Source organism: Streptomyces sp. R-74717, assembly GCF_047305335.1.
Lineage (GTDB): Bacteria > Actinomycetota > Actinomycetes > Streptomycetales > Streptomycetaceae > Streptomyces > Streptomyces atratus.
The window spans coordinates 1533971-1558076 of sequence record NZ_CP102361.1; the positions used below are offsets into that span (position 1 = coordinate 1533971).

Sequence of the window (24106 nt, forward strand, 5' to 3'; positions counted from 1 at the left end):
CTACCGGGAACCGGCGGGTCCGCGCCGCAGGCGGTCCTGGATCAACGTGCCGATCTGGCTGAGCACCTCCGGCTTGAGCATGCCGGCGTGGGAGCAGTCCATGCGCCGGTACTCCAGTGGCCCGGCAAGGTACTCGTGCCACACGTCCGGCTCCAGGACGGTGTCGGTCTCCTGCGTGGCCGCGAACAGCATCATCTCGGTTGCGACCTGTCGGTGCCGATAGCCCTTGGTGATCTCGATGTTGTTCTCCATGACCCGCATGATGGTGAGGAACTCGCTCTCCTCGATGCTGCCGAGGACGGTGTTGGTCGTCCGGGCCACCGCTGCGAACTCCTCGAACGTCAGGTCCTCCGCCGCTAGTTCGGCGGTGCTCACGCCCAGCAGTTCGAGGATCCCCCGGTAGTACTCCTCGTGCCCGTGCTCGGGGATGTCCTCCTCGTCCTCGGCGGGCTTCGCGTCGAGGCAGACGATCAGTTCGACCTGCTGACCGCGCTCGGCCAGCCGGGCCGCCACCGCGTGGGCGACGATGCCCCCGAAGGAGTGCCCCATCAGCCGGTACGGCCCTTCGGGCTGCACCCGGACCATCGCCTCGATGCAGTCGTCGGCCACCTCCTCGACCGACCCCGGCAAGTCGTCCGGATCCGACAGGCCACGCGCCTGGAGGCCGTAGACAGGGATATCGGCGCCGATGTGCGGCAGCAGGCTCGCGTAGTTCCAGCTCATCCCGCCGCCCGAGTGCAGACAGAACAGGGGCGCCCGGTCACCCTTGGTGCGCAGCGGCAGCAGCACCTCGAAGGCGCTGGACGGTCCCCTGGAGCTCTCGCTTCGGCCGGCCCCCTCGTCCACGTCATGATCGAGCCGCTGGGCGAGTTCCGCGACGGTGGGCGCCTCGAAGAGGATCCGCAGCGGCAGGTCGACGCCGAGAATCGTCTGGATCCGGCTGATCAGCCCGGTGGCCAGCAGGGAGTGGCCGCCGAGGTCGAAGAACCCGTCGTCCACGCCCACCCCGGGCAGGCCCAGCACCTCGGCAAAGAGCGTGCACAGCACCTCTTCCTGCGGAGTGCGCGGCGGGCGGCCGGCCCGACCGCCGTAATCGGGTGCGGGCAGTGCCTTGCGGTCCACCTTGCCGTTGGGGCTGAGCGGCAGTTCGGGCAGGGCCGTCACCGCCGCGGGCACCATGTAGCCGGGCAGCCGGTCGCGCAGCGCCTCGCGTACGGCGGTCACGGAGAAGCCGTCGAGCTCCTCGGGCACCACGTAGGCGACCAGCCGCGGATCCGTGCCGCGGTGCCGGTGGACGATCACATAGGCCTGGACGATGCCGGGCTGTCGCAGCAATTCGGCCTGCACTTCGCCGGGTTCGACCCGGAAACCGCGGATCTTGACCTGGTCGTCGGCGCGGCCGAGGTACTCCAGCTGACCCTCGGCGTTCCACCGGACCACGTCACCGGTGCGGTACATCCGCTCGCCCGGGCCGCCGAACGGGTTGGCCACGAACCGTTCGGCCGTGAGCCCCGGCCGGCCCAGATAGCCGCGGGCCAGGCCCGCCCCGGCCACGTACAGCTCACCGATGACTCCCTGCGGCACCGGGTTCAGGCCGGCGTCCAGGACGTAGCCCGAGAGGCCGAACAGTGGCCGTCCCATGGGGACCACCCCGGTCTCACGGCCGGTCAGAGGGGTACTCATGGCCGCGCCGACGGTGGACTCGGTGGGCCCGTACGCGTTGATCATGCGGCGGCCGGGCGCCCAGCGTTCCACCAGGTCCGGCGAGCACGCCTCACCGGCCACCAGCAGCACCGCCAGGTCCGGGAACGGTACGCCGGGCCCCCGCGCGTCGAGGGTCGCCAGGACCGAGGGCGGCAGCGTCACGTGCGTCACCCGCCGCCCGCTCAGCGTCCCGGCCAGCGCCTCGCCGGCCAGCGCATCGGCGGAGGCCGCCACGAGGGCCGCTCCCGAGGCGAAGGCCATCACCAGCTCCCACACGGACACGTCGAAGCTGGGCGAGGCGAACTGCAGCACCCGGCTGTCCGGCGTGAGCGCGAACGCGTCCAGTTGGGCCCGCGCGAGGTTGGCGAACCCGGCGTGGGTCACCTCGACGCCCTTGGGGCGGCCGGTGGAGCCGGAGGTGTAGATGACGTACGCGGTGTGCGCGGGATGGATCGGCACACCCGGGTCGGTGTCGGGGACCGCCTCCTGGTCCACCCCGTCCGCCCAGCCGTCGTCGAGAACCACGGCAGGCTCCGCGTCGGTGAGCATGTACGCGATCCGGTCGGCCGGATAGTCCGGGTCCACCGGCACGTACGCGGCGCCGGTCTTGATCACACCCAGGATGGTGACGGCAAGCTCCGGACCGCGCCGCATCAGCAACGCCACCCGCTGCCCGGGGCCGATGCCCAGACGCAGCAGATGGTGGGCGACACGGTTCGAGCGGCGGTCCAGTTCGCCGTAGGACATCTCGCCCTCGCCCGAAATTGTCGCCACCGCCTCCGGTGCCCGCCGGGTCGCCGCGGCGAACAGCTCCGGCAGGGTCACCGGCGGCAGGTCGGCCCGGTCGGCTCCGGACCATGCGAGCAGCCTTCCGCGCTCGCCCGGAGCGAGGATCTCCAGCGACCTGACCGGCTGCCGGGGGTCGCCGATCGCCGAGTCCAGCAGCCGCGTCCAGCGCGCCGTGAACGCGTCGATGGTCGTCGCGTCGTACAGGTCGGTGGCGTACTCGACGAGGCCGGTGAGCCCGGTCGGTTCACCGGCCTCGTCGAACGTCTCGGTGACGCTGACGAAGACATCGAACTTGGCGGACCCGGCACCCGCCTTCTCGGCCCCCACCAGCAGTCCCGGCAGCTCGAAGCGGGCGCCGTCGTCGCTCTGCAGCACCAACACCACCTGGAACAACGGGTGATGAGCGGTCGAGCGCTGGGGGTTGAGCTTCTCCACCAGGTACTCGAACGGCAGATCCTGGTGGGTGTACGCGGCCAGGCAGGTCTCCCGCACCCGTGCCATCAGCTCGGCGAAGGTCGGGTCCCCGGAGGTGTCCGTGCGCAGCACCAGTGTGCTGACGAAGAACCCGATCAGATCGTCCAGCCCCTCGTCGCCACGACCGGCGATGGGCGAACCCACGGGGATGTCGTCCCCGGCGCCGAGCCGCGAGAGCAGAGCCGCCAGGCCCGTCTGCAGGACCATGAACAGCGTCGCGTCCGCCGACCGTGCCAGCTCCCGCAGCCCGGCATGCGTGTCGGCACCGATGTGGAACTGCGTGACGTCGCCGCGGTACGAGGGGAGCGCCGGCCGCGGCCGGTCCGGGGGCAACGTGGCCAGCTCCGGCAGCCCGGCCAGCTGGGCGGACCAGTACTCGGCCTGCCGGGCGAAGAGACTGTCCGGATCGGACCCGTCGCCGAGCAGGTCGTGCTGCCAGAGCGTGAAGTCGGCGTACTGCAGCGGCAGCGGCGCCCACTCGGGCCGTGCGCCGTCGCGGCGCGCGGTGTACGCGGCGACCAGGTCACGTGCCAGCGGTCCCATCGACCAGCCATCGGCGGCGATGTGGTGGATGATCACGACCAGTACGGACGCGTCGGGTCCTGTCTGGAGCAGCCCGGCCCGGACCGGTATCTCCCGGTCCAGCTCGAAACCGTGCCGCACGATCCGCGCCACCCGCTCGGGCACCTGCTCCTCGCCGATCTCCTCCACCGCGACCTCGATCCGCGCCTGCTCCGGACCGAGCACCCGCTGATAGGGCTGTCCGTCGACGTCGGGGAAGACGGTGCGCAACGGTTCGTGCCGGGCGATCACGTCGTTGAGCGCGGCCTCCAGCGCACCGGCGTCCAGCTTCCCGGTCAGCCTGAGGACCAACGGCATGTTGTACGTCGCGGACGCGCCCTCGAACTTGTACAGGAACCACAACCGGCGCTGCGCGAACGACAACGGCAACGACTCGGGCCGCTCACGCCGCTCCAGCACCGGACGCGAACCCCCCTCCGACAGGTGCCGCACCACACCCGCCACCGTCGGAGCATCGAACAACGCCCGCAACGGCAACTCCACATCGAGCACCCTGCGGATCCGGCTCACCAACCGCGTCGCCAACAGCGAATGACCGCCCAGATCGAAGAAGTCGTCGTCCACACCCACCACCGGAACGCCCAGCACCCCGGCGAACAGCTCGCACACGACCTCTTCGGTCTGCGTGCGCGGCGCGCGGAACGTGCCGACACCGCCGTACTCCGGCTCCGGCAGCGCGCGGCGGTCGAGCTTCCCGCTCACGGAGAGCGGGAACTCGTCCAGCGCGACGATCGCCGACGGCACCATGTACCTGGGCAGTTGACGGCTCAGCGATTCGCGCAGGGCACCGAGGGAGCGGCCGAGGCGGTCCTCGGGGACGATGTAGGCGACGAGTCGCAGGTCGTCGTCGTGGTGGCGCCGGGCGACGACGAGGGCCTGGGAAACCCCTGGTTCGGCCTCCAACACCGCCTGGATCTCCCCGGGTTCGATCCGGAAGCCACGGATCTTCACCTGATCATCGGCACGGCCGAGGTACTCCAACTGCCCGTCGGCGTTCCACCGCACCACATCGCCCGTCCGATACATCCGCTCACCACGAGCACCGAAGGGACTGGCCACGAAACGGCCGGCCGTCAGACCGGGCCGCCCCCTGTAACCGCGCGCCAGGCCGGGACCGGAGACATACAACTCACCGGGCACGCCTTGCGGAACGAGGTCAAGGCGCTCGTCCAGGACGAACAGACGGGCGCCGGGGACCGGACGGCCGACCGGCACACCCTGCCCCGCCACCAGCGGATCACTCACCGCGGCTGCGACCGTGATCTCCGTCGGACCATAAGCATTGACCACCCGACGCCCACCGGAGGCCCAGCGCGCCACCAGCTCCGGCGGGCACGCCTCCGCCCCCACCACCAGACCCACCAGTCCATCAAGACGGTCCCAGGCTCCTGCCGGCAGCGTCGCCACCACCGACGGCGGCAGGAACGCATGCGTCACCCGCCCCGCCGACAACACCTGCTCCAGCTCCTCACCCGCGAGCCCGGACCCACCCGGCACCACCAGCACACCACCAGAACCCCAGGCCAGAACCAGCTCCAGCACCGACGCGTCAAAGCTCAACGACGCCGTCCGCAACACCCTGCTGTCCACACCCACACCCACACGATCCACCAGACCAGCAGCGAACCCCGCCACACCCGCATGCGTGACCTCCACACCCTTCGGACGCCCCGTCGACCCCGACGTATAGATCACATACGCAACATCCGACAGCCCCAACGCCCTGCACCGCTCCCCGCCGGCGACCTCCTCACCCGACAGCGACCCACACGCCTCCACAACCGCCGGATCGTCCACCGCCACCACATCCACCGGCAAACCCTCCGGCAGACCACCCACAGCCGCTTGCGTACTCAACACCAGACCCGGCCGCACATCCTCCAACAACCACCCGATCCGCACCCCCGGATACTCCACATCCACCGGCACAAACCCAGCACCCGACACCAGCACACCCACCACCGCAACCAACTGCTCCAACCCGGCCGGCACCGCAACAGCCACCACATCCCCAGGCCCCACCCCACGCCCGATCAACCACCGCGCAAGCCGATTCGCCCGCCCCGCCAACTCCCCATACGTCCACGACACACCACCCGACACCACCGCCACCGCACCCGGGCACCCCCGCACCCGCCCCGCGAACAACCCCGGCAACAACACCGGCACCGGCCCACTACCTCCCCCCGACCACCCCAGCAACCGCCCACGCTCCACCCCACCCAACACATCCACCGCACCCACCCGCACACCCGGATCCGCAACCACCCCACCCAACAACCGCGCAAACCGCCCACCCAAAGACTCCACAGTTCCCCGGTCATAAAGATCAGTCGCATACTCGATCAACCCCGACAGCCCCGCCGGAGCACCCTCCGCATCGAAGGTCTCCCCGACGTTGACAGTGAGGTCGAACTGCGATCCGGCGGCCCCCGGGTCCTCGAACTCGGCTCGTACTCCCGGCAGTTCAAACGTCAGATCAGCGTTGTGCTGAAGTGCCAGCACGATCTGGACGAGGGGGTGGTGTCCGGGTGAGCGCTGCGGGTTGAGCTTCTCCACCAGGTACTCAAAGGGGATGTCCTGGTGGCCGTACGCGGCGAGGCTCGCCTCACGGACCTGTGTCAGAAGGTCTCCGAACGTGGGGTCAGACGACACGTCCGTCCGGATGACGAGCGTGTTGACGAAGAAGCCGACCAGGTCGTCCAGACTTTCGTCGGTGCGTCCGGCGATGGGCGAGCCCACTGCGATGTCCGATCCCGCGCCCAGCCTCGACAGCAATGCCGCCAGGCCCGTGTGCAGGACCATGAACAGCGTCGCGTCCGCCGAACGGGCCAGCTCCCGCAGCCCGGCATGCGTCGAGGCATCGAGCGCGAAGCTCACCGTGTCGCTGCGGTAGGAAGGGGTCGCGGTGCGCGGCCGGTCCGTGGGGAGGGAGACGATGTCGGGCAGGCCGTTCAAGTGGTCCGTCCAGTAGGCGGCTTGGCGTCGCAGCAGGCTGTCCGGGTCGGTTTCCTCGCCGAGCAACTCGTGCTGCCAGAGGCTGTAATCGGCGTACTGCACCGGCAGCGGCACCCACTCCGGCCCCTCACCGCCGCGCCGGGCCGCGTACGCGGATGCCAGATCGGCAGCGAGCGGCGTCATCGACCAGCCGTCACCGGCGATGTGATGCATCACCAGCACCAGGACGGCTTCCCCCGGGCCCGAGGTCATCAGTCGGGCCAGCAACGGAATCTCGCCGTTCAGCTCGAAGCCGTGCCGTACGCATGCTCCGATCCGGGAGGCCATCGTGTCCTCGGTCACCGTCTCGACGGTGAGGGTGAGGTGAGCTTCGGTGGGCGTGAGGATGTGCTGGTAGGGCTCCCCGTCGATGTCGGGAAAGACTGTCCGCAACGGCTCATGCCGGGCGATCACATCATTCAGGGCAGCCTCCAGGGCCGCCACGTCGAGATCACCGGTCAACCGCAGCACCAACGGAATGTTGTACGTGGCCGAGGCGCCCTCGAACTTGTACAGGAACCACAACCGGCGCTGCGCGAACGACAACGGCAACACCTCACGGCGCTCCCGCCGCTCCAGCACCGGACGGGAACCCACGCCCGACAGATGCCGCACCACACCGGCCACCGTCGGCTGGTCGAACAGCACACGCAACTCCAGATCCACACCCAGCACCGCACGAATCCGGTTGACCAGGCGGGTCGCCAGCAGCGAATGCCCGCCCAGCTCGAAGAAACTGTCCTCCACGCCCACCGCGGGCAGCCCCAGCACCTCCGCGAACAGACCGCACACAATCTCTTCCTGCGGGGTCCGCGCCCCCCGGGACATGCCCACCGTGTACTCCGGGGCGGGCAGCGCGGCCCGGTCCACCTTCCCGCTCACCGTCAGCGGCAGCGCCTCCAGTGCGACAAACGCCGCCGGCACCATGTACGCCGGAAGCCGCTCTCCCAGCCGGCGACGCAACACCGACACCAGCTCACCCGTCACCCGCGTCCGCACGGGATCACTCGCCAGCCCCGCAAGCGACCGCCCCCCGACCGGCACATACACACCCGTCACCACACCCGAGCCCACGCCATCCGGCACAAAGATCACATCGAACGTGTCGAGCCCGCCCGTAGCGACGGTCACCACCGCAACCCAGCCCCGCGACCGGGCCCAGACACACACCTCCTCCGGATCCACCCCGATCGTTTCCCCCAATAGACCCCGCACCCGCTCGATCGGCTCACCGTCGGCCACAGCCCGAGCGGCAGCGACCTCAGCCCCCAGCCGCGCATTGGCCACGCCCACCACCCGCACCGGCAACACCACGTCATTCAGGGCATCCAGATTTGCAATGTCCCGGCCCCAGGTGAGGACCGGCACACCGGCCAGGGACAGCGGCTGGACGGGGGCCTTGTGCAGCACCACGTCGAAGCGGTGCCGCGTCAGCTCGTTGTGCGCCGCACCCCGCTTCCACCGCACATCCACGCCCACCGCTTCAGGCCGCCCAGCCGCCCAAGCAGTGAAGAAAGCAGGGTCCAAGAGCAGTTCCTTCTCGTTCACGACGGCCTGCTCCACCAGCGCCCGGAGCCGGGCTGTGTCCTGCACGTCTGTCTGACGTGCGTGCACTGCTGTCTGGAACGCCCGCAGCAGCCCTCGGTGGCGTACGTCTCCGACGATCAGCCGACCGCCCTCGGCCAGCAGGCCGAACGCCCCGTCGAGGACGCGCTCCAAGTACTCCCAGCCCGGGAAGTACTGGATCACCGAGTTGATCACCACAGTGTCGAATGCGCCGGCCGGCAGACCCGACACATCGTCGGCCGCCTGGCAACGCACCTCCACATGGTCCCAACCGAGCCCCGCCACCTGACCACGCAACCGCTCCACCACCGACGACGAGAAATCCGTCGCCCAGTACGACTCCACCTCCGCCGCCAGGCGCCCCATCAACAACCCAGAACCCACGCCGATCTCCAGCACGCGGCGGGGGCCGAAGTCGCGGATCCGCTCGACCACCGAGTCCCGCCACTCCCGCATCTCCCGCAACGGGATCGGCTCACCCGAGTACGAGCTGTTCCACCCCTCGAACCCTTCCCCCAGCACACCCGGCCCGGCCTCCCCATACACCGAGTCATAGATCTCGCGCCACTCATCCACCTGCTCACTTACCGAACCGCCCGCTTCGTCGGCGGACGGAACGACGTACGCCACCAGGCGCAGGTCGTCGTCGTGGTGGCGCCGGGCGACGACGAGGGCCTGGGAAACCCCTGGTTCGGCCTCCAACGCCGCCTGAACCTCGCCCGGTTCGATCCGGAAGCCACGGATCTTCACCTGATCATCGGCACGGCCGAGGTACTCCAACTGCCCGTCGGCGTTCCACCGCACCACATCGCCCGTCCGATACATCCGCTCACCACGAGCACCGAAGGGACTGGCCACGAAACGGCCGGCCGTCAGACCGGGCCGCCCCCTGTAACCGCGCGCCAGGCCGGGACCGGAGACATACAACTCACCGGGCACGCCTTGCGGAACGAGGTCAAGGCGCTCGTCCAGGACGAACAGACGGGCGCCGGGGACCGGACGGCCGACCGGCACACCCTGCCCCGCCACCAGCGGATCACTCACCGCGGCTGCGACCGTGATCTCCGTCGGACCATAAGCATTGACCACCCGACGCCCACCGGAGGCCCAGCGCGCCACCAGCTCCGGCGGGCACGCCTCCGCCCCCACCACCAGACCCACCAGTCCATCAAGACGGTCCCAGGCTCCTGCCGGCAGCGTCGCCACCACCGACGGCGGCAGGAACGCATGCGTCACCCGCCCCGCCGACAACACCTGCTCCAGCTCCTCACCCGCGAGCCCGGACCCACCCGGCACCACCAGCACACCACCAGAACCCCAGGCCAGAACCAGCTCCAGCACCGACGCGTCAAAGCTCAACGACGCCGTCCGCAACACCCTGCTGTCCACACCCACACCCACACGATCCACCAGACCAGCAGCGAACCCCGCCACACCCGCATGCGTGACCTCCACACCCTTCGGACGCCCCGTCGACCCCGACGTATAGATCACATACGCAACATCCGACAGCCCCAACGCCCTGCACCGCTCCCCGCCGGCGACCTCCTCACCCGACAGCGACCCACACGCCTCCACAACCGCCGGATCGTCCACCGCCACCACATCCACCGGCAAACCCTCCGGCAGACCACCCACAGCCGCTTGCGTACTCAACACCAGACCCGGCCGCACATCCTCCAACAACCACCCGATCCGCACCCCCGGATACTCCACATCCACCGGCACAAACCCAGCACCCGACACCAGCACACCCACCACCGCAACCAACTGCTCCAACCCGGCCGGCACCGCAACAGCCACCACATCCCCAGGCCCCACCCCACGCCCGATCAACCACCGCGCAAGCCGATTCGCCCGCCCCGCCAACTCCCCATACGTCCACGACACACCACCCGACACCACCGCCACCGCACCCGGGCACCCCCGCACCCGCCCCGCGAACAACCCCGGCAACAACACCGGCACCGGCCCACTACCTCCCCCCGACCACCCCAGCAACCGCCCACGCTCCACCCCACCCAACACATCCACCGCACCCACCCGCACACCCGGATCCGCAACCACCCCACCCAACAACCGCGCAAACCGCCCACCCAAAGACTCCACAGTTCCCCGGTCATAAAGATCAGTCGCATACTCGATGAACCCATCGATCCCCGCCGGAGCACCCTCCGCATCGAAGGTCTCCCAAAGGTTCAGCGTCACATCGAACTTCGCCGTCCCCGTCCCCAACGACTCCGAACACACCTCAAGCCCCGGCAGCCCGAACCGCGCCTCCTCGTTGTTCTGCAGCACCAACGCCACCTGGAACAACGGATGCCGCCCACCAGAGCGCACCGGATTCAGCCGCTCCACCACCAACTCGAACGGCACGTCCTGATGCGCATACGCCTCCAGGCACACCTCACGCACCCGCCCCAACAACGCACCGAACGACGGATCCCCCGACACATCCGTCCGCATCACCAACGTATTGACGAACAAGCCGACCAGGTCGTCCAGCCCCTCGTCCGTACGCCCGGCCACCGGCGAACCCACCACGACATCCGGCCCTGCGCCCAACCGCACCAGCAGGCCGGCGAGCCCGGCGTGCAGGACCATGAACAACGTGACATCCGCCGTCCTTGCCAACTCCCGCAGCCCCGCGTGCAGGTCCGCGCCGATCTCCAAGGGCACGACGTCACCCTCGTACGAGGCAGAGGCCGGACGCGGCCGGTCCCCCGGCACCGTCACCTCCTCCGGCAGACCGGCCAACCGCTCGGCCCAGTAGGCGAACTGGCTTCCCACCACACTCGACGGGTCATCCACATCACCCAGCACCTCGTGCTGCCACACGGTGTAATCCGCGTATTGCACCGGCAACGCCGACCAGGTCGGTGCCTCTCCACCCAACCGGGCCGCATACGCCGCCACCAGGTCCCGCGCCAGCGGACCCGCCGACCACCCATCTCCCGCGATGTGGTGCAGCACGAGTACCAGCACCGCGTCACGGCTTTCGGTGATGTCGAGCAGATGGGAGCGGATCGGGATGTCCCGGTCGAGGCGGAAGCCGTACCGGATGGTCTCGGTGATGCGGAGGGTGACCTCGGGCTCCGTGACGGTCTCGACGGTGAGGAATGCACGGGTCTCTTCCACTGGCAGGACACACTGGTAGGGTCGGCCGGCGCTCTCGGGGAAGACCGTGCGCAGCGGCTCGTGCCGCGCGATCACGTCGTTGATCGCCGCCTCCAGCGCCGACCGGTCGAGGTCGCCGGTGAGCCGGAGTGCGAAGGGCATGTTGTAGGTGGCGGAGGGGCCTTCGAGCTTGTGCAGGAACCACAGCCGCTGCTGGGCGAACGACAGCGGCAGCAGCTCCGGGCGCGGAGCCGCCACCAGCGCCGGACGCACCTCGCCCGCGTCCAGACGGCGCACGAGCTGCCCTACCGTCGGCGCCTCGAACAGCACCCGCAACGGTAGCTCCACCCCCAGCACCCGCCGGACCCGGCTCACCAGCCGCGTCGCCAGCAGCGAATGACCGCCCAGGTCGAAGAAGTTGTCGTCCACCCCGACCGACAGCACCCCCAGAATGTCCCCGAACAGGCCGCACAGGATCTCCTCCTGTGGTGTCCGGGGCGCCGTGGTGGTGTGGCCGGCGGCGTATTCGGGCGTGGGGAGTGCGGTCCGGTCGATCTTTCCGTTCGGTGTCAGCGGCAGCGCGTCCAGCAGGACCACGGCGGACGGCACGAGGTAACCAGGCAGCACTGCCTGGAGGTCGGCGCGCAGCGAAGCGGGCGTCGCCTCGGCATCGGTGACCGGAACGACGTACGCGGCCAGCCGCGTCTCACCGCCGTGGACGAACGGCGCCGCCACCGCCTGGGCCACCACGGGCAGCCGGCGCAGTGCCTCCTCCACCTCACCCGGCTCCACCCGGAACCCACGGACCTTCACCTGGTCATCCACCCGGCCCACGAACTCCAACTGCCCCCCGGTATTCCACCGCACGACGTCACCCGTCCGGTACATCCGCCCACCGGCCACCCCGAACGGGCACGCAACGAACCGCTCCGCCGTCAACCCGGCCCGCCCCACATACCCGCGTGCCAGGCCCGGACCGGTCACGTACAACTCGCCCGGTACGCCGGGCGGCACCGGGGCCAGGCGATCGTCCAGCACGAACACCCGGGCGCCGACGACCGGCTCGCCGATAGGGGCGGTCGCTCCGGTGAGGGGCCGGCTGGTGGTGGCGTAGACGGTGGCCTCGGTCGGGCCGTAGGCGTTGATCATCAGGCGCCCGGCGGACCAGCACTCGGCCAGGGCGGGCGGGCATGCCTCGCCCGCGACCACGAGGGAGCGGAGGTCGGGCAGGGCGGACTCGGTGCCGGCCGGAAGGGCGGCCAGTACGGACGGCGCTACGAAGAGGTGGCTGGCCCGGTGGGTTGCCAGCGCGGCAACCAGCTCATCGCCCACCAGGTGCGCGGAACCGGTCTGGACGAGGGCCGCACCGACGGTGAAGCCCGTCAGGAGTTCCATCACGGACACGTCGAAGTTGGAGGAGGTGGACTGCAGGATGCGGCTGCCCTCGGCGAGGCCGAAGTGCTCGGCCGTGGCGGTCAGGCCCGCCAGGCCGGCGTGCGTGACGGTCACGCCCTTCGGAGTGCCGGTGGAGCCCGAGGTGTAGATGACGTACGCGGCGTTGCGCGGGCACAGGGGTGCCGTACGGTCGCTGTCCCCGGGTGCGGCGGTCGGCCGGCTGGACCACGCTGCGACGACGGCAGGGTCATCGACGGCGAAGAGCGGCACCGCGACGTCCAGGGGCCCGGTGGCCAGTACCAGCGCGGGCCGGGCGTCGGCGATCAGGTATGCGATGCGCTCGGCGGGATATTCGGGGTCGATCGGCAGGTACACGGCTCCGGCCTTGAGGATGCCCAGGATCACGGCGATCTGGGTCCGGGAGCGGTCGACCGCGACACCGACGGTGCGCTCGGGACCGACGCCCTGAGCGATGAGCCAATGGGCGATCTGGTTGGCCCGTGCGTCGAGTTCGGCGTACGAGGCCGTTCCTTCGCTGTCGATCAGTGCCGGCGCCCCCGGGGTGGCCCGGACCTGCGTCTCGAAAAGTTCGGGCAGGGTCGCCTCGGCCGTGGTGAGGGGTGAGACGCTCCAGGTGGCCAGGTGGCGCCGCTCGTCCTCGCCGAGGATGTCCAGGGCGCCGATGGGCAGATGCGGGTCCTGCCCGGCGGCGGTCAGCAGGCGGGCCCAGCGGGCGGTGAAGGCGTCCATGGTCGCAGGGCCGTAGAGGTCGGTGGCGTACTCGATCGTGCCGGTGAGACCGGCGGGCGTGCCGTCCGCGTCGAAGTTCTCGATCAGGTTGAGCGTGAGGTCGAACTGCGAGCCGCCGGGGGCCGGGTTGAGGAGCTCTGTGTGCAGGCCGGGCAGGTCGAAGCGCAGGTCCGCGTTGTTCTGGAGGGCCAACATCACCTGGATGAGGGGGTGATGGGCGGTGGAGCGCTGCGGGTTGAGTTTCGACACCAGGTACTCGAAGGGGATGTCCTGGTGGGTGTACGCGGCCAGACTGGTCTCCCTGACCTGCCCCAGCAGTTCGGTGAACGCGGGATCGCCGGAGGTGTGGGTGCGCAGGATCAGGGTGTTGACGAAGAAGCCGACCAGGTTGTCGAGGCCCTCGTCGGTGCGTCCGGCGATGGGCGAGCCCACCGCGATGTCCGACCCCGCGCCCAGCCTGGAGAGCAGGGCCGCCAGGCCCGCGTGCAGGACCATGAACAGCGTCGCGTCCGCCGACCGCGCCAGCTCCCGCAGCGCGGCATGCGTCGAGGAGTCGAGCGTGAACGCGGTCTGGGCGCCGTGCTGGGAGGCGACGGCGGGCCGAGGCCGGTCGGTGGGCAGGCTGACGACCTCGGGCAGGTCCGCCAAGTGGCTTTCCCAATAGGCCGTCTGGCGGCCGAAGAGGGTGTCCGGGTCGGTGTCGTCGCCGAGCAGCTCGTGCTGCCAGACGCTGTAGTCGGCGTACTGCACCGGCAGCGCCGACCATCTCGGCGGCTCGCTCGCGCGGCGGGCGGTGTAGGCGTCCTTGAGGTCGTCGGCGAGCGGGCCGAGCGACCAGCCGTCGCCGGCGATGTGGTGGATCGTCAGCACCAGTACGTGGGCGCCCGGGCCGGTGCTGAGCAGCCTGGGCCGGATGGGGATCTCGCGGTCCAGTTCGAAGCGGTGGCGGACACACTCCTCCACCCGTGCGTCGAGCCCGCCTTCGGAGATCTCCTCCGCCGACAGCCCGACCCGTGCGTCGGCGACATCCAGCACCTGCTGATAGGGCTGTCCGTCGGTGTCGGGGAAGACGGTGCGCAACGGCTCGTGCCGCGAGATCACGTCATTGAGCGCAGCCTCCAGCGCCGCCCGGTCGAGATCGCCGGTGAGCCTGAGGACCAGCGGCATGTTGTACGTCGTCGACGCGCCCTCGAACTTGTACAGGAACCACAACCGGCGCTGCGCGAACGACAAGGGCAGCCGCTCGGGCCGCTCACGCCGCTCCAACACCGGACGCGAACCCCCCTCCGACAGGTGCCGCACCACACCCGCCACCGTCGGAGCATCGAACAACGCCCGCAACGGCAACTCCACATCGAGCACCCTGCGGATCCGGCTCACCAACCGCGTCGCCAACAGCGAATGACCGCCCAGATCGAAGAAGTCGTCGTCCACACCCACCACCGGAACACCCAGCACGTCCGCGAAGAGGGTGGCGAGGACCTGCTCCTGCGGGGTGCGGGCGGCCCGCTGGGGGGTGACCGCGTACTCCGGCGCGGGCAGTGCCGCCCGGTCGAGCTTGCCGCTCGGTGTACGCGGTATGGCATCGAGCACGACGAAGGCCGAGGGCACCATGTACTCGGGCAGCCGGTCGCGTGCCGCGTCCCGTACCGCGGCGACCGACAGTTCGCTCCCCCCTTCGGACACCAGGTAGGCGACCAGTCGGCTGACGCCGTCCTGGTGCTCGTGCGCGGTCACCACGGCCTGGGCCACCTCGGCCCCGCCGCGCAGTACGGCCTCGATCTCGCCGGGTTCGACCCGGAAGCCACGGATCTTCACCTGGTTGTCGGCACGGCCGAGGTATTCGAGCTGTCCCTCGTCGTTCCAGCGGGCGAGGTCGCCCGTGCGGTACATCCGCTCGCCCGGCGACCCGAAGGGACAGGCGACGAACCGCTCGGCCGTCAGCCCTGAGCGGCCGACATATCCGCGCGCGAGGCCCGCTCCCGACACGTACAACTCGCCCTGTACGCCCGTCGGCGCGAGGTCGAGCCGGTCGTCGAGCACCAGTGCGGTCAGCCCCGGCAGGGGGCGGCCGATCGGGACCGCGCCGGTCTCCCGCCCCGTCAACAGCGGGCTCATCACAGCGCCCACGGTCGACTCGGTGGGACCGTACGCGTTGATCATCCGGCGCCCCGGGGCCCACCGCGCGGCCACGTCGGGCGGGCATGCCTCGCCCGCGACCGCCAGCGTGGTCAGGTCGGTGAGCCGGTCCGGCCCGTACGTGTCCTCCAAGGTGGCCAGGACGGACGGCAGGAGGGTCGCGTTCGTGATCCGTTCGCGGTGGAGCAGTTCGCCCAGTTCCAGTCCGACAAGCCCGGTCTCCTCGGGCACCACCAGGGTGGCCGCGGCGCCGAAGGCGGTCACCATCTCGGAGACCATGGCATCGAAACTGGACGGCGAGAACTGCAGCACCCTGTCTCCGGGGCGCAGCTCGAAGGCGGCTCGCTTGGCCGCCGCCAGACCCGCGATCCCGGCGTGCGTGACCTCGACGCCCTTGGGGCGGCCGGTCGAGCCGGAGGTGTAGATCACGTACGCGGTGTACGTCGGGTCGACGGCGATGCCGGGACCGGTGTCGGGGCAGTCGGCGAAGTCCTGCCGTGCCCACTCGTCGTCGAGCACCACCGAGGGTGCCGCGTCACCGAGCATGTACGCCCGCCGCTCGGCCGGGTAGTCCGGGTCCACCGGCACGTACGCCGCGCCGGTTTTCATCACGCCGAGCAGCGCCGCCAGCAGACCGGGCCCACGGCGCATCAGCAGCGCCGCGCGCCGGCCCGGTCCGAGCCCCTGGCCGCTCAGCAGCCACGCGATGCGGTTCGACCAGGCGTCCAGTTCGGCGTAGGTCAGCTCCTCGTCGCCGCACACGACAGCGGGCGACGCCGGGGCGCGCCGTACGGCTTCCGTGAACAGGCCGGGCAGGGTGAGTGGTTCGAGGGCCGTGCGGCTCGGGGCCGTGCCGGACATGGGGCCGACGGGGTCGGCGCCGGATACGGTGGCCGCGTCACGCGCGCCCGACCAACCGAGCAGCCGCCGACGCTCCTGCGGGGCAAGCAGGTCGAGGGTGTCGACCGGCCGGTCGGGGCCGGCCGCTGCGGCGTGCAGCAACCGCGTGTACCGCACGCCGAACACCTCGACGGTGGCGGGGTCGTAGAGGTCGGTGGCGTACTCGACGAAACCGGTGATCCCTGCGGGGTTGCCGTTCTCGTCGAAGGTCTCGCCAATGTTCAGCAGCAGGTCGAACTGCGAGCTGCCCCGCCCCGGGTTCTCCAACCGCGCCCGCAGACCGGGCAGGTCGAAGTGGGCCTCCGCGGTGTTCTGGAGGGTGAGCATGATCTGGACGAGGGGGTGGTGAGCGGGCGAGCGCTGCGGGTTGAGCTTCTCCACCAGGTACTCGAAGGGCACGTCCTGATGGGTGTACGCGGCCAGACTCGTCTCCCGCACCTGCCCCAGCAGATCGGCGAAGGCCGGGCGCCCCGAGGTGTCGGTCCGCACGATCAGCGTGTTGACGAAGAAGCCGATCAGTTCGTCCAGACCCTCGTCCGTCCGGCCCGCGATCGGCGAAGCCACCACGATGTCCGACCCGGCGCCCAGCCGGGACAGCAGCGCCGCGAGCCCCGCGTGCAGCACCATGAACAGCGTCGCGTCCGACGACCGCGCCAGCTCCCGAAGCGCGGCATGCGTCGAGGCGTCGATCTCGAACGGCAGCGTCTCACTGCGGTGGGACGCCTCGGACGGCCGCGGCCGGTCGGTGGGGAGGGAGACGACGTCGGGCAGGTCGCTCAGGTGCTCGGTCCAGTAGGCGGCTTGGCGTCGCAGCAGGCTGTCCGGGTCGGTGTCCTCGCCGAGCAGTTCGTGCTGCCAGAGGCTGTAGTCGGCGTACTGCACCGGCAGCGGCGACCACTGCGGCCGCTCGCCCTCTCGACGGGCCGCGTACGCGGCCACCAGGTCCTCGGCCAGATGCGTCATCGACCAGCCGTCACTGGCAATGTGATGCATCACCAGCATCAGCACCGACTCTTCCTGTCGGTCCGTCAGCAGAGCCGCGCGCAGCGGGATCTCCCGATCCAGCTCGAACCCGTACCGGGCCATGCCGTGGACGAGCCGTTGCCGTCGCTCCGCCGACCCGGCGTCCTCGGTGGTAAGGGTGAGGTGGGCTTCCTCGGGCGCGAGGACCTGCTGATAGGGCTCCCCGTCGATGTCGGGGAAGACCGTTCGCAGCGGCTCGTGCCGGGCGATCACGTCGTTGAGCGCCGCCTCCAGTGCCGGGACGTCGAGTTCACCGGTCAGCCGCAGCATCAGCGGAATGTTGTACATCGCCGACGCGCCCTCGAACTTGTACAGGAACCACAACCGGCGCTGCGCGAACGACAACGGCAGCCACTCGGGCCGCTTCCGCCGCTCCAGCTCCGGACGCGAACCGGGATCCGACAGGTGCCGCACCAGCCCCGCCACGGTCGGCTCATCGAACAGCGTCCGCAGAGCCAGATCCACACCGAGCACCGCACGGATGCGGTTGACCAGCCGGGTCGCCAGCAGCGAATGCCCGCCCAGCTCGAAGAAACTGTCCTCCACGCCCACCTCGGGCAGCCCCAGCACCTCGGCGAACAGACCGCACACGATCTCTTCCTGCGGAGTCCGCGCCGCCCGGGACGCACCTACGGTGTACTCCGGGGCGGGCAGCGCTGCCCGGTCCACCTTCCCGCTCACCGTCAGCGGCAGCGCCTCCAGTGCCACGAACGCGGCCGGCACCATGTACGCCGGAAGCCGCTCTCCCAGCCGGCGACGCAACACCGACACCAGCTCACCCGCCACCCGCGTCCGCACCGGATCACTCGCCAGACCGGACAGCGACCGGACGGCTACCGGGCCATGGGCACCGGTCACCGCGCCTGTCCCACCCCGCACGAACACCACGTCGAAAGCGTCGAGTTCGTGCGGGCTGACGGTCACCACCGCATCCCAGCCCCGCCCCTGCGCCCAGACACACACCTCCTCCGGATCGACCCCGGTCCGTACCTCCGCCTCCAGCAGGCCACGGACGTCCTCGATCGGCTCGTTCGCGGCGACCGCACGCGCCGCGGAAACCTCCGCCGTCAGCCGGGCGTTGGGCACCCTGGACACCCGTACGGGCAGCTCAAGCCCTGACACGTCCTCCAGGCCGTGGATGTCCCGGCCCCAGGTGAGGACCGGTGCGTCGGCCAGGGACAGCGGCTGGACGGGGGCCTTGTGCAGTACCGCGTCGTAGCGGTGTCGCGTCAGCTCGTTGTGCGCCGCACCCCGCTTCCACCGCACATCCACGCCCGCCACCTCAGAACGCTCCGCCGCCCAGGCCGTGAAGAAGCCCTGATCCAGAAGGAGTTCCTTCTCGTTCACGACGGCCTGTTCCACCAGCGCCCGCAGCCTGGCCGTGTCCTGCACATCTGCCTGACGTGCATGCACTGCTGTCTGGAACGCTCGCAGCAGTCCTCGATGGCGTACGTCTCCGACGATCAGCCGACCGCCCTCGGCCAGCAGGCCGAACGCCCCGTCGAGGACGCGCTCCAAGTACTCCCAGCCCGGGAAGTACTGGATCACCGAGTTGATCACCACGGTGTCGAATGCTCCGGCCGGCAGATCCGACACATCGTCGGCCGCCTGGCAACGCACCTCCACATGGTCCCAACCGAGCCCCGCCACCTGACCACGCAACCGCTCCACCACCGACGACGAGAAATCCGTCGCCCAGTACGACTCCACCTCCGCCGCCAGGCGCCCCATCAACAACCCGGAACCCACGCCGATCTCCAGCACGCGGCGGGGGCCAAAGTCGCGGATCCGCTCGACCACCGAGTCCCGCCACTCCCGCATCTCCCGCAACGGGATCGGCTCACCCGAGTACGAGCTGTTCCACCCCTCGAACCCCTCCCCCAGCACACCCGGCCCGGCCTCCCCGTACAACGAGTCATAGATCTCGCGCCACTCCTCCACCTGCTCACCCACTGAACCGCCCACACCCTCGGACGCCGGCACAATGTAGGCGACCAAGCGGGTGTCTTCGTCATGGTGGCGGGCGACGACCAGGGCCTGGGAGACTCCCGGCTCAGACTCTAAAGCCGCCTGGATCTCGCCGGGTTCGATGCGGAAGCCACGGATCTTGACCTGGTCATCGGCACGGCCGAGGTACTCCAACTGCCCGTCGGCGCTCCAGCGCACCACATCGCCGGTGCGGTACATCCGCGCGCCTGGGCCGCCGAAGGGACTGGCCACGAAGCGGCCTGCCGTCAGGGCGCGGCGGCCGGTGTAGCCGCGCGCCACCCCCGCCCCCGACACATACAGCTCACCGGGCACGCCTTGCGGGACGAGGTCGAGGCGCTCGTCCAGGACGAACAGCCGTGCGCCGGGGATCGGACGGCCGATCGGCGCCCCCTGCCCCGCCACCAGCGGATCACTCATCGCAGCCGCGACCGTGATCTCCGTCGGACCATAAGCATTGACCACCCGACGCCCACCCGACACCCACCGCGCCACCAACTCCGCCGGGCACGCCTCCGCCCCCACCACCAGACCCACAAGCCCACCAAGCCGGTCCCAAGCGCCCTCCGGCAACGTCGCCACCACCGACGGCGGCAGGAACGCATGCGTCACCCCACCCGCCGACAACGCCTGCTCCAGTTCCTCACCCGCCAGCCCCGACCCACCCGGCACCACCAGCGCACCACCAGAGCCCCAGGCCAGGACCAGCTCCAGCACCGAGGCGTCAAAGCTCAGCGACGCCGTCCGCAGCACCCTGCTGTCCACACCCACACCCACACAGTCCACCAGAGCGGCCGCGAACCCCGCCACACCCGCATGCGTAACCTCCACACCCTTCGGACGCCCCGTCGACCCCGACGTATAGATCACATACGCAACATCCGACAACCCCAACGCCCTGCACCGCTCCCCATCAGCGACCTCCTCACCCGACAGCAACCCACACGCCTCCACAACCGCCGGATCATCCACCGCCACCACATCCACCGACAAACCCTCCGGCAGACCCTCCACCACCCGCGTACTCAACACCAGACCCGGCCGCACATCCTCCAACAACCACCCGATCCGCACCCCCGGATACTCCACATCCACCGGCACAAACGCAGCACCCGACGCCACCACACCCAGAACCGAGACCAACTGCTCCACCCCGGCCGGCACCGCAACGGCCACCACATCCCCAGGCCCCACCCCACGCCCGATCAACCACCGCGCAAGCCGATTCGCCCGACCCGCCAACTCCCCGTACGTCCACGACACATCACCCGACACCACCGCCACCGCACCCGGACACTCCCGCACCCGCCCCGCAAACAACCCCGGCAACAACACCGGCACCGGCCCACCACCTCCCCCCGACCAACCCAACAACCGCCCACGCTCCACCCCACCCAACACATCCACCGCACCCACCCGCACAGACGCATCCGCAACCACCCCACCCAACAACCGCACAAACCGCCCACCCAGAGCCTCCACAGTGCCCCGGTCATAAAGATCAGTCGCATACTCGATCAACCCCGACAGCCCCGCAGGACTGCCCTCCTCATCGAAGGTCTCCCACAGATTCAGCGTCACATCGAACTTCGCCGTCCCCGTCGCCAACGACTCCGAACGCACCTCAAGCTCCGGCAGCTCGAACCGCGCCTCCTCGTTGTTCTGCAGCACCAACGCCACCTGGAACAACGGATGCCGCCCACCCGACCGCACCGGGTTCAACCGCTCGACGACCAACTCGAACGGCACATCCTGGTGCGCGTACGCCTCCAGACACACCTCACGCACCCGCTCCAACAACTCACCGAACGACGGATCCCCCGACACATCCGTCCGCATCACCAACGTATTGACGAACAAGCCGACCAGGTCGTCCAGCCCCTCGTCCGTACGGCCGGCCACCGGCGAACCCACCACGACATCCGGCCCCGTGCCCAACCGCGACAACAACGCGGCCAGACCCGCCTGCAGCACCATGAACACGGTGACGTCCGCCGATCGCGCCAGCTCCCGCAGTCCCGCATGCATCTCGGGGCCGATCTCGAACGGCACCACACCACCTTCGTACGACGCGGAAACCGGACGCGGCCGGTCCCCCGGCACCGTCACCTCCTCCGGCAACCCCGCCAACCTCTCGGCCCAGTAACCGAGCTGCTCCCCCACCACACTGGCCGCATCCGCCTCGTCACCCAGCACCTCGTGCTGCCACACGGTGTAGTCCGCGTACTGCACCGGCAGCACCGACCACCCAGGCACCCCACCACCCAACCGCGCCCCGTACGCCGCCACCAGATCCCGCGCCAACGGGCCCGCCGACCACCCGTCCCCCGCAATGTGATGCAGAACGAGGAGCAGGACGGCGGCGGCCGGATCGCCCTCGACCTGGAAGAGCCAGGCCTTGGCGGGGATCTCGGTCCCGAGGTCGAAGGGGTACCGGGCGGCGGTGCGGAGCTCGTCGTCGAGGCGGTCGCCGTCGACGGTGCATGTGTGCAGGCTCAGGCGTGCCCGGTCCACGGGGAGGACACGTTGGCAGGGGCGGCCCGCGATTTCCGAGAAGACGGTGCGCAGGGGCTCGTGCCGCGCGACCAGGTCGTTGATCGCCGCCTCCAGGGCAGCCCGGTCGAGGTCGCCGGTGAGCCGGAGCGCCAGCGGCATGTTGTACGTGGCGGAGGGGCCTTCGAACTTGTGCAGGAACCACAGCCGCTGCTGGGCGAACGACAGCGGCAGCAGCTCCGGGCGCGGAGCCGCCACCAGCGCCGGACGCACCTCACCCGCGTCCAGACGGCGCACGAGCTGCCCTACCGTCGGCGCCTCGAACAGCACCCGCAACGGCAGCTCCACCCCCAGCACCCGCCGGACCCGGCTCACCAGCCGCGTCGCCAGCAGCGAATGACCGCCCAGGTCGAAGAAGTTGTCGTCCACCCCGACCGACAGCACCCCCAGAATGTCCCCGAACAGGCCGCACAGCACCTCTTCGGTCCGGGTGCGCGGTGCGCGGGACGTTCCGGTGCCGCCGTACTCCGGGGTCGGCAGGGCCGCTCGGTCGACCTTCCCGTTCGGCGTCAGCGGCAGCGCGTCGAGGACGACCACGGCGGAGGGCACGAGATACCCCGGCAGCACCGCGCCGAGTTCGGCGCGCAGCGACGCGGGCGTCGCCTCGGCGCCGGCCGTCGGAACGACGTAGGCGACGAGCCTGGTGTCGCCCGTCGCGTGCACGAAGGACACCACCACGGCCTGCGCCGCCGCGGGCAGCCGGCGCAGTGCCTCCTCCACCTCACCCGGCTCCACCCGGAACCCACGGACCTTCACCTGGTCATCCGCCCGGCCCACGAACTCCAACTGCCCCTCGGTATTCCACCGCACGACGTCACCCGTCCGGTACATCCGCCCACCGGCCACCCCGAACGGGCACGCCACAAACCGCTCCGCCGTCAAGCCGGACCGCCCCACGTACCCGCGTGCCAGGCCCGGACCGGTCACGTACAGCTCCCCTGCGGTGCCGGTGGGAGCCGGGGTCAGCGTGTCGTCCAGGACGAACACCCGGACCTCCGCCACCGGGGTTCCGATCGGGACCTGTGCGGTGCTGCCGTCGGGGGCGGTCCGGGGAGCCGTGAGGGGTTCGGTCAGGGTTGTGGCGACCGAGCACTCGGTGGTGCCGTATCCGTTGACCAGTTCACGGTCGGCGGACCACCGGCGTACGAGGTCGGGCGGGCAGCTCTCGCCGCCGACGTGCACCCGGCGCAGCTCGGGCAGCGTGGACTCGGTGCCTGCGGGGAGGGTGGCGAGCACCGACACCGGCAGGGTGACGTGGCTGATCCGTTCGGTGGCCAGCACGTCGGCGAGTTCCTCGCCGAGCAGGCGGTCCTGTTCGGGGATGACGAGGGTGCCGCCGGCGGCGAAGGTGGTGAGCAGCTCCCAGATCGCCACGTCGAAGGTGGCGGGGGCCAGTTGGAGCACGCGGGAGCCGCCGGCGGTGGCCTGATGGTGGGCCGCCGTCGCCATGAGGGCGGCGAAGCCCGTGTGCGGGACACCGACGGGCTTCGGGGTGCCGGTGGAGCCCGAGGTGTGGATGACGTACGCGAGGTGCTGCGGGAGCAGCGGCCGGGCCCGGTCGGTGTCGCGGGGGGCGGAGCCGGGGCAGTCGGCGAGCGCGGCGCCGGTGTCGGGGCTGTCGAGCGGGAGGGGGCGGGCGTCGCCGGCGGGGAGGCGGCGGGCGAGGTCGGCGTGGAGCAGGACGGCCTTGGGGCCGATGTCCCGTAGCAGGTGGGTGAGGCGTTCGGTGGGCTGCTCGGGGTCCAGCGGTACGTACGCGGCCCCGGCCTTCATGATGCCGAGCAGGGCGGCGATGTGTTCGGCGCCGCGGGGCACGGCGGCGGCGACCCGGTCGTCGGGGCCTGCGCCCTGGCCAATGAGCCACCAGGCGATGCGGTTGGCGTGCGCGTCGAGTTCGGTGTACGTCCAGGTGAGGGCGCCCTCGGTGACGGCGAGGGCCTGCGGGGTGGCCGCCACCCGGGCTTCGAAGATGTCCGGCAGCGTGGTGGGGGCGAGTGCCGGCCCCGGGTTCGCGCTTCCGTCCTCGGACCGTCCGCTCGTGTTCGGCTCGTCAACGTATCGCATGATGAATCCTTCTGCCCCTGAGGTCCGAGTGGTGTGCGATGCCGCGGAGTTGTGGTGGATGCGGTGA

1 protein-coding gene is annotated in these 24106 nt (G+C 70.3%); it reads right to left on the reverse strand.

Going from position 1 to position 24106, the window contains the following annotated elements; translation table 11 throughout:
• A complete protein-coding gene (locus tag NRF20_RS07065) occupies positions 1 to 24039 on the reverse strand; it encodes a non-ribosomal peptide synthase/polyketide synthase (protein ID WP_413752235.1) in 24039 nt (8012 codons plus the stop codon).
• Between the last annotated feature and the right edge of the window lie 67 nt (positions 24040 to 24106).

What these genes read in the sequence shown, in the direction of transcription:
- NRF20_RS07065 (WP_413752235.1), bottom strand. Translation starts at nt 24,039, where the DNA reads ATGCGATACGTTGACGAGCCGAACACGAGCGGACGGTCCGAGGACGGA.